Raw genomic sequence first — 15,837 nt, forward strand, 5'->3', positions numbered from 1 at the left:
ATTTAAACCTTAAATGCGTCAAGTGCTCTTGCTCTTGCTTCTTTATGATCAACCAGCGGCTCTACATAGTCATCCTTTCCGCCAAATGCCGCTAAATAGTCATGAGGAAAATGAATATGCTTTGCTGGAACATTTTTCAATTCAGGCACATATGTACGAATAAAGGAACCATCGGGATCAAACTTTTCGCTCTGCGTGATGGGATTAAAAATACGAAAATAAGGCTGCGCGTCACACCCCGTACTTGCAGCCCACTGCCAGCCACCATTATTACTGGCAAGGTCGCCATCTATTAACTTTGACATAAAATAGGCTTCGCCTTTACGCCAGTCGATGAGCAAGTGTTTGGTTAAGAAGCTGGCAACAATCATGCGTAGCCGATTGTGCATCCAGCCAGTTTTATTGAGCTGACGCATTGCCGCATCGACAATCGGATAGCCAGTTTGACCATTACACCAGAGCTCAAAAGCTTGGCTGTCGTCACGCCACCTAACCGCGTTATATTTATCATTAAAATTAAAACCTTTACATAAACGCGGGAAAGCGACGATAAGATGGCGATAAAACTCACGCCAAATGAGCTCGTTTACCCAACAAAACTCTGGTTTACTTGGGTTTTCAAGCACTTCAGGGTAATGAAGTTGGATCTCTGCGATGAGCTGCTTGGGCGACACAATGCCTAATGCCAAATATGGGCTGAGCCCCGAAGTTCCTTTGATTGCAGGGAAATCACGGTCATCTTGGTAGTCTGCTAGTTTGTCCTTAATAAAACGATTTACAATCGCGACAATGGCATTATCATCGGCTGGCCACTTTTCAGATTCATTGGTCAACTCGAAGAACGTTGGCTTTTTGAAGTTTGCTTCATGTTGTTTATCCAATGGCCAACTAGTGAAGTGAAATTGCTGCCCCACAAAACGTTTTAACCATGCTTTTTTAAAGGGGGTAAACACCTTGAACATCTCACTGGAGCCCGTAAGCACAGAGCCCGGTTTGGCAACGAGATCGCCATCGAATAATTTTAACGTGATCACAGTTTCACACGCTTCATCGCGCGCCACTTCATTTACTTCATACTCTTTATTTGCATATAAGCAATCAATGCCTTTATCGTCACAAACAACTTGAAGCTGCGCCGGCAGCTCAGCGAATGTGCTCGCTTCAATGATATGTAGCCTAATGCCAAATTCACTAAGCTGGCTGCCAAGCTCAAGTAATCTGCGCTCAAGTAGGTCGAGCTGAATACTGGCTACGTTGTGTGACTGCCACTGTGGCTTGCAATAAAAAAAGAGCGCATCGCGTGCGCCCTCATTCACGGCTTCAATCAAAGCCTCGTTGCCGTAAACCCTGAGATCACGGCGAAACCAAAAAGCTGTTTTCATTATTAAATTCCGAATCTTAAACGCAGTTCGTTGGGGTATGGGTCAAAGTACACTTGGCTTTGCAAATACGTTTTAGGATGTACGGTAAGGTGATGCTTGAGCAGGGTCAGCGGTACATATAAAGGTACGATACCTTTGCGATATTGCTCTATTGCGCTGCACATCTCTTGCTTCTCGATGCTCGAAAGCTCATTCTTAAAATACCCCTGTAGATGCGTTAACGTGTTTGCTTGATTTTTGCGATTGGCAGGCTTGCTCAGTGCCGACATCAAACCACTGATGTATTTATGTTTCAGCGTCTCTCTATCAAATTTTTTGCCATCACCAAGTAGACGCCCTAAATCTTTATAGGCTTGGTAATTATGGCTCATCAACAGATATTTGTGCTTGGCGTGGAAATTCGTCAGCTCGTGTAGACCGATGTTTTCCGATTGCGTTAGTTCCTGCCAGCTTTTATAGACAAATACCCGCATTACGAAGTTTTCTCTAAGATGCATGTCATTCAATCTGCCATTTTCCTCGCAAGGCAAAAGCGGATTGTGTTTTATAATTTGCTCAGCAAAAATGCCAATACCCTCAGATGTATTACCTGTTCCTGCTTCGTTATAAACCTTAACACGCTCCATTCCGCAGCTTGGGCTTTTGGCGCAAAACACAAAGCCGGAGAGGCTTTGTGTTTGTGAGGTTGCAACCTTTTCACCAAACTCCTTAAGCTTTGGTGCGACATCTTCTTTACCGTCGGGGCGACTAACTTTGATAATGTCGCCTACGCGGATCTGTCTGATAGTTGGTCTTGGAATTGGCATGCCTATCGCAACTTCCGGGCAAAAGCGCACATACTCAACATGTTCGGCGAATTCATCCATACAAAAGTTTGAACGCTTGTGGCCTGAGTCAAATCGCACTTTTTCTCCAGCCAAACACGCGCTAATGCCAATTTTTATTGGTGATGAAAATTTCATTTCGCAACTATTCCTTTAATAAATCAACTTACCAATTGGGTTTAACAGCTTACTTAAGCCTTTATTAAAGTGTAGTGCACTGCTTACCACGGTAAAGCACAGGCAGCCTTCTTTTGTGCGCGGAGAATGATTATGTTTGTCGTCTTGCCAAATAAAGTCGCCCGGTACGTATTCACCAGCCTCATCTGCAAAATCGCCGTCAAGCAACAAGGTTATCTCAAAGCCCGTGTGGGTGTGCTCTGGAATTTCGCCTTCCGCACCAATTTGTAAAAGACTTGAGCGTAAGTCGCCGTCTTCTAGCAATAACCGAGAGCGGGCGATTTTGCCTACACCTGAAAACTTGGTGCGATCGATATTCGCAATAGCCCGAGGTAACTGAACATCCCTGCCCTGATAGTTAAATGAGGGTTGGATATATTCTTTAACTTCGTCTATTTCGTCGTCCAGTGTTATCGCTTGCATCATCGCCTCGAAATCGCTGCTTAGTGAAGAGTCGCTGCCTCCTCCAAGCTGAACATTCGCTTCTTGCGCTTCAAGCTGTTGAGTCTTTTTCTGACAACATGGACACATTTCGACATGTGCTGCAATTGCGACACTGATACTTGCAGGCAAATTACCTTCAACAAATTGGCTTAATAATGAATCATTAGGGTGATGCTTTATCATGCTTGATCTCCCATTTCTGCGCGAAGTTTTTGTAAAGCAAGCCGTAAACGTGACTTAACTGTCCCGACAGGTATATTAAGATGCTCTGCCAATTGTTCTTGAGACATTTCTTGAAAGTACACGCCTTTGACTATGTCTCGTTGTGCTGGCGGCAACTTATTGATGTATTTTTGAATTTGCGCCGTTTGCAAGTGATCTTGAAAACCGTCGTCGTCAGCCTGCGAGTCTTGAATTATCGGCCAGATGTCTTCACTGATATGTTCTTCTTTATTACTCTTCATTTTACGCAATGCGTCGAACGACGCGTTACGCATCACGGTATAGATCCACGTTGTGGCTGCGCCTTTATCATGATGATAGAGGTGGGCTTTACGCCACACTGACGTCATCGTGTCTTGTACAAGCTCCATCGCTTGGGCGTCATTACCAAATTGTTTCACACCAAAGCGCCTGATTTTTGGCGCAAAGTACTCAAACAAGAAGGCAAAAGCTTTGCGATCTCGTTTTTCTGCAACCTTAACTAAAGCGTCCGATAACGCTTGAGAGGGAGTTTCTTGCACTGCTTTGCGAGTTCCTGACTGAACGTTGCAATCAATAGATTGCTGTTGGCCTAACATAGCTCACCTTCCAATTTATAATTATAAGCTGTAATACGCTGTAAAACTTGGCATGGATCACTATTTTTCATCTAATACAGTATGTAAGAACTCTGCCACCTGTTCAAATGTTTGTGCTTGTTTTATTTTTAGTTTTTGGGTCATCGAGATGGGTAAGATTTCTAGCCAACGATAAGCAACCCAAAGAGGCTGAGTAAAATGCTTGTCGCGGTACAAATCATCAAGGATTGGGTTGGCGATAAAAACACTCTGAAGTTTATGAGCAAGGGTTTCGTCAACTAGACTAAATGCTTCTTCACTACATTGCCATGGCGGCCCATCAATAATGTCACAATCGCCATAACGTAAAGATTGTGAGTCTACTTCCACATTACTGATCGCGACGCGCGATAGTGCCTCAACATCAATGAGCAGCTGACCATAATCATCTTGTGAAAAGTCAACAATTTTAACGTGCACGCCTTCTTTTGAAACATTGTTCGGCGTATCCGCGAGGTATGGGCATAACACAAAACCTTGCTCTGTTTTCGCGGCCTCTTTTACCATATATAGATAGCGCTGCTCAAAGATCCGCAAGCGGGTGAACCCGCCCGGAAGCAAGAATATTGGCAATGGAAATAAAGCGAGTTTCATAATTCCCGTTCAAATATACAAAAACTAACGATAATTACGACGGCCCTATTTATCTGGATCAGTTAACGCTAAATTTATGACTATTCCCAAACGCAGTGTTTAGCTATCACGTTACTATTTGAGAATGTGACGCCCTCAGCTTGCAAGCGTGACTTTTGCTCTTGAAATTTACTACTGTCTTCAGGAAAAGAAATGCGCCGTTGGCTATTTACTACTCTGTACCAAGGTAATGTTGAACCTTGTGGTAGGTTCTTCAGCAATTGACCAACCTTTCGGGCATGTTTTGGATAACCAGCTAAGCTCGCTATTTGCCCATAGGAGGCTACCTTCCCAAACGGGATACCGCCAATTACGGTGAAAACCTTTTCAGCGAGTTCTTGCTGGGGATTGCTGCTTTTCATATTGAATATTTAACTCTTTTAATTTGTCCCAAAAATATCTTGCTACCGGTCCATGGTGGGAAATATGCAAACGATACGCGTGGATTTCAGCTTCAAACTCGTCTTTTCTATCAAACACCCTCACTTGTTGCAAAACACCAGACTCTAATTCTTCTCTACAAAGGTCAAGGCCGATTAAGGCATAGCCCATACCTTGTAATAAATATCTTTTTATTGCCAGTGCGTCATCGAGTTTCATGACATTGTTACTATTTCTGTATGCCAAGCGCTCACTATCAAACTTGAATTTACTTTCTTTCATTGCAAGAGATGGGTATTGCGCAAGCTCCGAAAAGCTCAGCTCTGGTGGCATATAGCCTGTTAATGAGACTAAGCCTAATTTTACGTGTCCAATCGGCATTGATTCTAAATCGCCAGTTGAATGAAAAAGGTCAAACCAAGGGCCAATGCCAAGGTTTGCAATCCCCTGTGTGACTTGCTCAAGCGCAAAAAACCGTTTACCACTTGAGATGTTCATTTCAGTTGCGGGAAACTTAATGAAGGCATTGCCTAATACTTGATCAATCTGGTTTTGATATACAATCGGTTCGTAACAGATGTTAAAGCTTGGTTCATTACCCGCCGCGAATTCAGTCGCGAGTAATGACAAATCTCTATGATGATTAAGTAATTTTTCGGCTTCAAAATAAAATCGACGACCTTGCTCTGTTAACACATTGCGATATTTCTCACGCTCAAAAAGGGCAAATCCCAAAGATTGTTCTAATCTTTTAATTGATTGAGAGACCGCAGGCTGCGTCTTATGAAGCTTATTTGCTGCTTCGGTAAGGCTAGGCGCTTCAACAACGGTGCAAAACGCTGCTAAGTCCGAAATCTTCATAAATAAATCTTATGCAGTATAGAATGTTTTATAATTTTTATTTTATATGTAATTCCATTATTCTGCACGCATTAAAATTGACGTTGTCATGGAGAACAAAATGTTAAGAGTGTTTTCTGGAATTGTGCTGGCTACCCTATTAGTGGGTTGCCAAGAGCAAGCAGAACAAGCCCCAACAGAAGCCCCTAACCGACCAGTTAAAATTCACACGGTTTCGGACCCCAATAGCAGCACGCTTCGTAGTTTCCCTGCTGAAGTGGTGGCAAATCAAGGCTCCTATCTTGCCTTTCGTGTGAATGGTGAACTTATCGAGTTTCCAGTTCTCGCAGGCCAAGACGTACAAAAGGGGCAATTGCTAGCTAAGCTTGATCCTGAAGATTTCAATCTGCAATATGAACAACGTAAAGCCCAATTTGAACTCGCTAAATCGCAGTTATCGAGAATTGAGCCGTTATTTGAAAAAGGCATAGCGACTAAAGCTGAGTTTGATAAAGCAAACGCAGACAAGCAAGTTGCGGAATCTGCATTTAAAATTGCTAAAACAAACCTTGAATATAGTGAGTTAAGAGCACCATTTAGCGGCACGGTTGCTAAGGTATTTGTCAAAAATTACGAAAACGTGGTAGCAAAGCAAAATATCCTTCGCCTTGAAACACGCGATATGATGGATGTAGTTATTCAAGTACCTGAGCGCATCGTTGCACGTGTTGATAAAGATTCGGATTACAAACCGACCGTTGTTTTTGATGGCTACCCTAGTAAGTCTTACCCGCTTACGATTAAGGAATGGGATACGCAGGCAGACCCTGCAACCTTAACCTACAAAGTCGTATTTAGTCTTCCAATCCCTGAGGACTTTAATTTGTTCGCAGGTATGACAGGCCATGTTTACGTCGACCCAAGCAAAATTACGAACCGTGAAAATACAGCAATCATCGTACCTAACCAAGCAGTATTCTCAGATAAAAAGCAAGGCACAGAGGGGAATAGTTACGTATGGGTATATCAAAGAGATAATCAGACCGTCACAAAACGCGAAGTCACCGTTGGTCAACTTAATCATACTGGTATTGAGGTAATGTCGGGTCTTGAACCTGGTGAAGAAATTGTTGCTGCGGGCGTGCATTACTTGCAAGAAGGCGCAAAAGTGAGACCTTGGACTAAAGAAAGAGGTCTGTAATATGAGTTTAGCCAAGTGGTCAATTGAGAATAAGGTTATCAGTTGGATGTTTGCCTTGCTCCTGCTTATTGCTGGGGCGGTATCCTATTTGGGCTTAGGCCAGCTAGAAGATCCTGAATTCACACTAAAAAAAGCCATGGTCGTGACCATGTATCCTGGTGCATCGCCACAACAAGTGGAAGAGGAAGTCACCTTCCCGATTGAAAATGCGATTCAATCTCTGCCGTATGTTGATTATGTTACTTCAATTTCTTCTCCCGGTAAGTCGCAGATCACTGTTGAGATGAAGAGTAAGTACCGTAAGAAAGACTTACAACAGATCTGGGATGAGCTGCGCCGTAAAGTAAATGATCTCTCGCCGAAGCTACCGCCAGGTGTTATGACGCCAAGCGTTATCGACGATTTTGCTGATGTTTACGGTGAACTTTACGCGATCACCGGTGAAGGCTATTCGTATGATGAGCTAAAAGACTACGTTGACTTTTTAAAGCGCGAATTAGTGCTAGTAGAAGGTGTGAGTAAAGTCACTGTTGCGGGTGAGCAACAAGCACAAGTGATCGTCGAAATATCAACACAAAAACTGTCACAACTTGGCATTGCGCCTAGTTACATTTTCTCGTTGCTACAAGCTCAAAATACAGTATCTAATGCGGGTAAAATACGAGTTGGAGATGAGTCTATTCGCCTGCACCCTACTGGTGAGTTTACAGACGTTGCAGAGCTAGAGGGTTTACTTATCTCAAAGCCCGGCGCCAAAGAGCTTATTTATTTGGGTGACGTGGCAAAAGTAACACGCGAATATGCGGAGGTGCCGAATCATATTACACGTTTTGATCAAAAGCGTGCACTGCTGGTTGGGGTTTCTTTTACTTCTGGTGTAAATGTTGTTGAGGTGGGTAAAGAAATCGAACATCACTTACAGCAATTAGAATATCAGCGCCCTTACGGTATTACGATCAACACGGTTTACAATCAACCAACAGAAGTAGAAACCTCGGTTGATGGTTTCATCGTTAGCCTTTTAGAGGCCGTTGCCATTGTAATTATCGTTTTGCTTATTTTTATGGGTGTAAAGAGTGGTATTTTAATCGGCGGTATTTTGCTTATTACCGTGCTGGGTACCTTTATCTTTATGAAGATATTTGCCATTGATTTACAACGTATTTCATTAGGTGCTTTGATCATTGCGCTGGGGATGCTAGTCGATAATGCCATTGTAGTGACTGAAGGCATTTTGATTAATATTAAACGGGGTCAATCTAAAGTAAAAGCTGCTGTGAACATTGTTGAACAGACAAAATGGCCACTTCTTGGCGCAACCGTTATCGGGATCACCGCATTCGCACCGATTGGCTTAAGCTCCGACGCCAGTGGTGAGTTTGCAGGCTCGCTATTTTGGGTGTTGTTAATTTCACTACTGCTAAGTTGGGTGACGGCTATTACACTGACGCCATTTTTTGCCAATATGATGTTTAAAGGGGCTAAAGAAAAGTCATCAGATACTAGCGAAGAAGACGACCCTTATAAAGGTGTGATCTTCACCGTGTATAAATCCATGCTGACCTTCTGCCTTAAAAATCGTGCTATTACTATTATTTCTATGGTACTGCTATTAGTCGCTGCAGTTGTTGGCTTTAAATCAGTTAAGCAATCTTTCTTCCCAGCTTCAAATACACCGATGTTCTATGTAGATTACTGGCATTATCAAGGTGCAGATATACGCAGCACGGCACAGAATGTTGAGAAAATTGAATCCTTTTTACTGGCCGATCCGATGGTTAACGAAGTAACGGCAACGATTGGGCAAGGCGCGCCTCGTTTTATGTTGACCTATTCGCCTGAAAAACAATACGACGCTTATGGTCAGTTAATTGTACGTGTAAAAGACCGAGAAGCAGTAGTGGCTATGATTGCCAAGCTTCGCGATTATGAGCTTGAAAATGAGCTAGACGGACGTCTCAAAATAAAGCGTATGGAAATTGGTCCTTCAACTGATGCAAAAATCGAGGCTAGGTTCTCGGGACCAGACCCTGTTGTGTTACGCCAACTAGCTGAAGAAGCCAAAGGTATTATCAGCCAAGACGAGAAAGCGTTTAATATTCGTGACAACTGGCGACAAAGAACCAAGCTGGTACGCCCACAGTTTAATGAATTGAAGGCGCGTCGATTGGGGATCAGTAAATCAGACTTAGATCAGTTGCTACTGACTTCGGTGTCAGGTAACAAGGTAGGGTTATATCGAGATGGTACACAACTGTTGCCTATCATTGCGCGCTCTCCTGAGGAAGAGAGGCTCAATGTTGAAAATCTTGGTGACTTACAGATATTCAGCCCTGTCCTTAGCGTCTACGTACCAGTTTCACAAATCGTGGATGATTTTAGTGTCACTTGGGAAGATAGCCTGATCATGCGCCGCGACCGTAAACGTACCATCACGGTAATGGCTGATCACGACGTGATAGGTGATGAAACCCCAGCTAAGTTATTTGCAAGAGTGAAGGCGGATATCGAAGCCATTGAGCTACCCCAAGGGTACGAGATGCAATGGGGCGGCGAGTATGAGTCGTCAAGCAAAGCGAAGAAAGCTATTTTTGGCTCATTACCAATCGGTTATTTAGCGATGTTTATGATCACTGTATTGCTCTTTAACTCTGTGAAAAAGCCATTAGTGATCTGGTCTACAGTGCCGCTTGCTATTATTGGGGTAACGGCAGGCCTTGTTTTACTACAAGCACCATTTAGCTTTATGGCGCTGCTAGGCTTGCTAAGTTTATCCGGCATGTTGATTAAAAATGGTATTGTACTGATGGATCAAATAAATATCGAAATAGACTCTGGTAAGTCCCCTTACCAAGCGGTATTTGATTCTGGTGTGAGTCGTGTAAGGCCGGTGTCTATGGCTGCTATCACAACCATACTGGGTATGATCCCGCTATTATTTGACGTGTTCTTCCAGTCCATGGCGGTCACCATTATGTTCGGTCTTGGTTTTGCGACCATACTGACGTTGATTGTATTACCTGTGTTACATTGCGTGTACTTTGGTATCGAACAACCAAAAGACTAGTTGAGCGACATCCACCTTCTTCGGAAGGTGGATGTTATTATCGCTTTCGCTGTTTATCTTTCACCTTTAAATCGACAGGAGTGCTACAGCCACCAACTGTCTAACTTATCTGCAACAAGCTCAGCCCTCCAGCCTAACGCAAGATCGGGTTTCATCAGCAATTGCTTTTCTTCCGGTGACTTTTTCCACGACCAGCTGATCACCTGATTGATTTGTTTTTTCGAAGCAAACACATCAACAGGAATATCGTTAGTTTTGGCGACTTCGGCGATAACCTGTTTGATATCCTTGCACGCTGCTTTGTAACCTTTGAAGTCGATAAGTCTTCTCACGCGTTGTGGACAATCTTGTTCACTTACTTCTTTTGCTTTTTCTATACAGGCGAGAATTTCTTTGCCAGAGCGATTAACTTCCATTGGCTCAACACCTGGAACATTACGTAAACTTCCCAGTGAGCTTGGACGACGTTTAGCAATTTCGACCATGTTATGTTCTTTAAGCACGAAATTTAGCGCTAAGTTCTTTTTCTCTGCCTTAGCTCTGCGCCACGCTGCAAGTTCTTTTAGAGTAGCAAGATCTCTAGGCTTAAGTTGCCACACGTTTTTGACATCAAGATAAAGTACTTCATCAGGTTGACGGAAGCTCCTCTTTTGGGCAAGCAACTCACTCTCTTGAAGCACTATGTTAAATAGCTGCTTTTCATTTACTCGCGCTTGAATAGTCTCAAAACATGGCAGTAAATGATATACATCGGAGGCGGCGTAATCTAATTGGCTTTGAGTTAAAGGGCGGCGTAACCAATCTGTTCTGGATTCACTTTTGTCAATGTCTACGTCTCTAAGTTGCTTCACCATATTAGCAAAACCAATACAACTCCCCTCACCTAACAACTGTAAAGCAAACTGGGTATCGAAAATTGGTGATGGGATAAAACCTGCAAACTTTAGAAATACTTCGATATCTTCTGACGGAGAATGAAGTACTTTTAAAACACTAGTATCTGAAAACAACGTCCACAGCCTACTAAAATCCATATCGGCTAGTGGATCGATAAGGGCAAGGTGGTTACCATCAAAGATCTGTAACAGAGCAATTTCTGGGTATAGGGTGCGGCGACGCATGAACTCGGTGTCGACGGCGAGCACTTTGGCTTTCGAAATAGACAAGACAAATTCATCTAGTGCTGTTTGGCTTTCAATAACTTGATACTGCACTGTTACTCCCATGCAATTTACATAACTAGCCATATCACGCTAGTTATAAAAAAGCCGGCTAGTGCCGGCTTTATTTGTTATTCTTTTAACGCTCTACGCAGTATTTTACCAACGTTAGTCTTTGGTAGTTCATCTCTAAACTCAACTAGTTTTGGTACTTTATAGTTCGTTAGATTATCTCGGCAATGTGCAATTATATCTTTTTCTGTTAAAGATGGGTCTTTTTTAACAATAAAAACTTTAACTTGCTCACCACTAACCTCATGAGGCACGCCAACCGCTGCAACTTCCAACACGCCTTCGTGCATGGCAACGACTTCTTCGATTTCATTAGGGAAAACGTTAAAGCCAGACACTAAGATCATGTCTTTTTTACGATCAACGATGTAGAAGAAACCGTCATCATCATAAGTAGCGATATCACCCGTTGCAAACCAGCCGTCTTTTAAACATTCGGCGGTTGCGTCTGGACGGTTGTAGTAACCAGCCATCACCTGTGGTCCTTTAACACACAGCTCACCGGGCTCACCTTTAGGTGTTTCATTGCCGTTGTCATCAACTATCTTAATGTCAGTGCTTGGTGCAGGTAAGCCAATAGACCCGTTGTAGGCTTCAAGATCGTGTGGGCAGATAGTAACTAGCGGCGCACATTCTGTAAGGCCATAACCTTCCATCAGCTTCGACTTTGTCACCTTCTGCCAGCGTTCAGCGACAGGGCGTTGTACAGCCATACCACCACCTAAAGACATTTTCAGGGTTGAAAAGTCGAGGTCGGCAAACCCTGGTGTGTTTAACAGGCCATTAAATAGCGTGTTTACACCGGTGATAGCGGTAAATGGAACTTTTGCCAACTCTTTTACAAACGCAGGCATGTCACGCGGGTTGGTGATCAAGATATTGTGACCACCGTACTTCATAAAGGTCAAACAATTCGCTGTTAATGCAAAGATATGGTATAGCGGTAGTGCCGTGATAACGACTTCTTTTCCTTTAACTAATACTGTATCTAAACAGCCTGAGACTTGCTCTAGGTTTGCTACCATGTTGCCATGAGTCAGCATCGCGCCTTTAGATACGCCAGTTGTACCGCCAGTGTATTGCAAGAAGGCAAGGTCACTTAGCGTCACGTCTGGTTTACTGTATTTTGCAGGATCTGCTGCAATTACTTGTTTGAAAGGAATGGTATTTGGCAGGCTAAAGTCAGGCACCATTTTTTTGAAGTGCTTAACAACAAAGTTCACCAGATGCTTTTTGAAGCCACCTAACATGTCACCAATTTCTGTCAGCACTACATGCTTCACACTGGTTTTTGGTAAGGCTTGCTCCAGTGTATGGGCAAAGTTTGCAAGAATAAAGATAGCTTTTGACTCGGAGTCATTTAGCTGATGCTCTAATTCGCGCACGGTGTAAAGCGGATTGACGTTTACAACGGTACAACCAGCACGTAGTACACCTAAAATAGTAACTGGGGTTTGCAACAAGTTTGGCATCATGACAGCAACTTTATCGCCACGGCCAAGTTTCAATTCATTTTGTATATAACTAGCAACTGCTTTGGTCTTTTCATCAACTTGCTGATAAGTCAGTGTCTTACCCATATTGGTGTAGGCTGGATACTGAGCATAATCTGCAAAACTTTTTTCAAATAATTCAAGCAATGAGTTGTAATGCTCTGGGTCGATAGTTTCAGGCATACCTTCTGGGTAGCGCTTAAGCCAGATTTTTTCCACTCTTAGCTCCTGTGTTCTCGTTATTTTTATATTCACCCTAAACCATAAACGATGTAAGGCACTTTAACAATTGAGCAAATACTCTAAAAACGCCATATTCCCACAATATCTGAGGATTTACAATCTAGATGCTGTTGAAACGTAGGCTTTAGCGCTCTTTGTGAACTTTTCTTTCCATGATTAGTTTATTCTTTACGCTCCTTCAGTTGTGAACGATGTTTTGTCGCAGTTTTGGTGTGCTTCAATTAGCTTATAGCAAATTTCCGGGTTTTCCATATGGCAATGGTGGCCGCCAGGTATTTTCTCAAGCTTGAGTGAGTCGAAACAGCCTTTAAATTGACTATATTGTCTGACAATCATGTTATAGCCTTGTTCTGCTAACACCAGTAAGGTTGGAATGGTAATCCCATTGAGCGCGGATTTTGCCTGCGAGATGGAATACCTAAATCCAGAGTGGTGCTTTAGCCTAGGGTCTAATGCCAGTTGCACGCCTTCACTGTGCGGCAGGGTATTTCTTGCCATAAGCAGCGCTGCTATTTCTACGGAAACATCACTGATTTTACTGCGCAGTTGCGTAAGTGTATTTATATCAGGATAAACCCGTGGTTCAGATTGTTTTAATTTATCTCGGGAATTAAACGCATTAATGAGCTGGGTTTTGGTATCACTCTCTGAGGTACTCACAATTCCTATTCCCTCGATTAATACCAAAGATAAACAGCGTGTTGGATAGCAGCTTGCAAACAAGTTAGCTATCATCGCCCCCATAGAATGACCAACAATATGGCACGTTTTGATTTGTGCTAAATCTAAAAAGTACTTTAAGTCATAGACATAGTCGATAAAGTAATAAAAGGCGTCGGCACTTTTCCAATCTGAATGTCCATGACCTGGTAAGTCAAGCGCTATATGCGTGTATTGTGTATTGCAAAATGGCGCAAACGGCACAAAACTGTTGCTATTGTCTTGCCAACCGTGAAGGTAGATAACGGTTTGCTCTCCTTCTCCCCAGTGTTGGTAGGAGAATGGCCCGATTTTTTGTTCTTTTATCGCATATAGAGACATCGACGAATTCTTTTAGTGTTCATTGTACCATCATTGATTTATCATCTTACCGTGACATATTTGAACTTACTACTTTGATTTGTTGAAAATATTTTTATCCAACATCCATTTTATTACGAATGCGTTTAAATTGATCAAATAGTAGAGAATCACAAACCTTCATCACGATAAGTACACGGGAATAACAATGAATTTCAAAACTAGCCTTTTGGCCTCATTTGTTGGATTAGTATTTGCGGCTCCGACACTGGCTGCTCCAAAAAACATTATTTACATGATTGGCGACGGTATGGGGCCGGCTTACACAACGGGCTACCGTTATTTTAAAGATGACCCTTCCACGAAAGTGGTTGACCCAACGGTTTTTGACTCTATTTTGGTTGGTATGGCGCATACCTACCCAGACGACGACACGGTTGTAACAGACAGTGCTGCGGGCGCAACCGCCTTAAGTACAGGAACGAAAAGCTATAATGGCGCAATTGCGGTAGATACCCATAAAGACCATTTGGAAACGATGCTCGAAGTGGCGAAAAGAAAAGGTAAAACAACCGCGCTTGTTGCAACATCGCAAATCAACCACGCAACACCTGCAAGTTTCGCGTCTCATAATGAATCACGTCGTAACTATGACGACATTGCCAATGATTACATAGACAATAAAATCGCAGGAAAATTACCTGTAGATCTTATGCTTGGTGGTGGCACTAAATACTTCATTCGTGAAGATAGAAACCTAGTTAATGAATTTAAAGACGCAGGTTATCAATACGTCGATGCTTTATCTAAGCTTGATACGCTAAATAAAATTCCTGCGATGGGTCTGTTCGCAGAAGTAGGTCTGCCATTCGCAATTGATGAAGAGTCGCAGCGCCTAACTAAAATGACTAAAACGGCATTATCATTATTGGAAAACCAGAATGATAAAGGCTTCTTCTTAATGATTGAAGGTAGTCAGATTGACTGGTGTGGACATGCTAATGATATCGCTTGTGCTATGCATGAAATGGACGACTTTGCAGAGTCAATTAAGCTGGCAAAGGCTTTTGTTGATAACAACCCAGACACTATCTTGGTGATCACAGCAGATCACTCTACCGGTGGATTAACGCTTGGTGCGAATGGTCAGTATCGCTGGGAGCGTGATGTGGTAGCTAAAGTGAAAGGTTCAGCGGGCGAGATAGCAAAAGCACTCACAAAGACAAAAGACGTTAAAGCAACATGGCAAGATCTCACAGGTCTTGAGTATGACAGTGCGACTGAGCTAAAAGTAAAAGAAGCTCTTTCACAAGGTCCGAAGGCGCTTAGTGTTGTCGTAAAAGAGGCAATTAGTGATGCATCTTTCACTGGTTGGACAACGGGTGGTCACACCGCTATCGATGTACAAGTGTTTGCCCATGGTAAAGGTAAAGAAGCGTTTATCGGCTCGCAAAACAATACCGCAATTGCTGATAAACTGATTGGATTTATTAAAAAGTAAAAATCTTCATCTATTATTTCAAACAAAGAAGGTCAGCATTTGCTGACCTTCTTTGTTATCGAGTCTTGGAAGAGATAATATACCAATTAGCTTTAATACTTGCTCAATTTGAAGGAGCAAATCTGACGCTAACGGCGTTAAAAATTTCTCATTTAGAACAACTAAATAGCAAAATTTTCGTCTTGTTATCGACAAGATTTTCTCGCCTCAAAATAGACCACTTAATTAAGCGAATTGGTATTACGCGTAAACAGAAACGCCAATCATACCTTTGATCTCATCTCGTCTTGCTTCCGTTGCAATTGCTTTGTATTCACTAATTGCCTGTCCAGTACGAAAGTTAGGGCGGTCGTAGATAGTCGAACGTTGCTGCGATTGGAACTGCTCCACCAACGCAATGCCCTTTTCACTGGTTTTGATCTGAGCGGTATTGAGCTTAGCCGTACTCACTTCTTCAATAGCAGGGCTCACCGCCTTTTTAGGCTGTGGCTTTACTTGATATGTACCTGCTTGTTGAATGATTGAATTTAGTTTCACAGTTTAGCTCAATAAATACGAAG

Annotated in this window: 14 protein-coding genes; 3 read left to right on the forward strand and 11 right to left on the reverse strand. The window is 42.7% G+C overall.

All coding sequences use genetic code 11. The features are described 5' to 3' along the window. Positions 1 to 2 precede the first annotated feature (2 nt). The 7 genes from phrB to PNC201_RS19350 all read right to left on the reverse strand — a co-directional run bounded on the left by phrB (position 3) and on the right by PNC201_RS19350 (position 5,541). A complete protein-coding gene (gene phrB / locus PNC201_RS19320; RefSeq protein ID WP_102058076.1) occupies positions 3 to 1,382 on the reverse strand; it encodes a deoxyribodipyrimidine photo-lyase in 1,380 nt (459 codons plus the stop codon). Between the two features lie 2 nt (positions 1,383 to 1,384). After that, complete coding sequence (locus tag PNC201_RS19325; protein WP_102058077.1) at positions 1,385 to 2,344, reverse strand: YbgA family protein; 960 nt, start codon at positions 2,342 to 2,344, stop codon at positions 1,385 to 1,387. Positions 2,345 to 2,359: 15 nt separating this feature from the next. Further along, on the reverse strand, positions 2,360 to 3,010 hold the full coding sequence (locus tag PNC201_RS19330) for a ChrR family anti-sigma-E factor (RefSeq protein ID WP_102058078.1): 651 nt from the start codon (positions 3,008 to 3,010) through the stop codon (positions 2,360 to 2,362). Beyond that, positions 3,007 to 3,627: a sigma-70 family RNA polymerase sigma factor gene (locus tag PNC201_RS19335; protein WP_039495233.1), complete on the reverse strand. Its 621-nt coding sequence runs from the start codon at positions 3,625 to 3,627 to the stop codon at positions 3,007 to 3,009. Before PNC201_RS19335 ends, PNC201_RS19330 begins: the two co-directional genes overlap by 4 nt. Positions 3,628 to 3,687: 60 nt before the next feature. Then, complete coding sequence (locus PNC201_RS19340; protein ID WP_102058079.1) at positions 3,688 to 4,260, reverse strand: LON peptidase substrate-binding domain-containing protein; 573 nt, start codon at positions 4,258 to 4,260, stop codon at positions 3,688 to 3,690. Positions 4,261 to 4,340: 80 nt separating this feature from the next. Beyond that, the gene (locus PNC201_RS19345) at positions 4,341 to 4,661 is read right to left on the reverse strand and encodes an MGMT family protein (RefSeq protein WP_102058080.1); all 321 of its coding nucleotides are present in this window, start codon (positions 4,659 to 4,661) and stop codon (positions 4,341 to 4,343) included. After that, the gene (locus PNC201_RS19350) at positions 4,627 to 5,541 is read right to left on the reverse strand and encodes a LysR family transcriptional regulator (RefSeq protein ID WP_102058081.1); all 915 of its coding nucleotides are present in this window, start codon (positions 5,539 to 5,541) and stop codon (positions 4,627 to 4,629) included. The genes PNC201_RS19345 and PNC201_RS19350 overlap by 35 nt, the downstream gene beginning before the upstream one ends. Before the next feature lie 100 nt (positions 5,542 to 5,641). Here PNC201_RS19350 and PNC201_RS19355 point away from each other — a divergent pair, with 100 nt between their 5' ends. Then, a complete protein-coding gene (locus PNC201_RS19355; RefSeq protein ID WP_102058082.1) occupies positions 5,642 to 6,721 on the forward strand; it encodes an efflux RND transporter periplasmic adaptor subunit in 1,080 nt (359 codons plus the stop codon). A 1-nt stretch (position 6,722) separates the two neighbouring features. After that, positions 6,723 to 9,788 carry an efflux RND transporter permease subunit gene (locus tag PNC201_RS19360; protein ID WP_102058083.1) on the forward strand — a complete coding sequence of 1,022 codons (3,066 nt, stop codon included), beginning with the start codon at positions 6,723 to 6,725 and terminating at the stop codon, positions 9,786 to 9,788. Positions 9,789 to 9,871: 83 nt separating this feature from the next. Here PNC201_RS19360 and rnd read toward each other — a convergent pair whose 3' ends face one another. From rnd to PNC201_RS19375, 3 genes are all read right to left on the reverse strand, one after another. Then, on the reverse strand, positions 9,872 to 11,002 hold the full coding sequence (gene rnd / locus PNC201_RS19365) for a ribonuclease D (RefSeq protein ID WP_102058084.1): 1,131 nt from the start codon (positions 11,000 to 11,002) through the stop codon (positions 9,872 to 9,874). A 77-nt stretch (positions 11,003 to 11,079) separates the two neighbouring features. Continuing rightward, positions 11,080 to 12,732 (reverse strand): long-chain-fatty-acid--CoA ligase FadD, encoded by a 1,653-nt coding sequence (fadD, locus tag PNC201_RS19370; RefSeq protein WP_010605463.1) that lies wholly within the window; start codon positions 12,730 to 12,732, stop codon positions 11,080 to 11,082. 192 nt (positions 12,733 to 12,924) lie between these two features. Further along, the gene (locus tag PNC201_RS19375) at positions 12,925 to 13,797 is read right to left on the reverse strand and encodes an alpha/beta fold hydrolase (protein ID WP_102058085.1); all 873 of its coding nucleotides are present in this window, start codon (positions 13,795 to 13,797) and stop codon (positions 12,925 to 12,927) included. Positions 13,798 to 13,984: 187 nt separating this feature from the next. Here PNC201_RS19375 and PNC201_RS19380 point away from each other — a divergent pair, with 187 nt between their 5' ends. After that, on the forward strand, positions 13,985 to 15,277 hold the full coding sequence (locus tag PNC201_RS19380) for an alkaline phosphatase (protein WP_102058086.1): 1,293 nt from the start codon (positions 13,985 to 13,987) through the stop codon (positions 15,275 to 15,277). A gap of 240 nt (positions 15,278 to 15,517) precedes the next feature. On the opposite strand, the gene PNC201_RS19390 is transcribed toward PNC201_RS19380, so the two are convergent. Continuing rightward, complete coding sequence (locus PNC201_RS19390) at positions 15,518 to 15,814, reverse strand: hypothetical protein (RefSeq protein ID WP_102058087.1); 297 nt, start codon at positions 15,812 to 15,814, stop codon at positions 15,518 to 15,520. Between the last annotated feature and the right edge of the window lie 23 nt (positions 15,815 to 15,837).

This window comes from Pseudoalteromonas sp. NC201, from assembly GCF_002850255.1.
Lineage (GTDB): Bacteria > Pseudomonadota > Gammaproteobacteria > Enterobacterales > Alteromonadaceae > Pseudoalteromonas.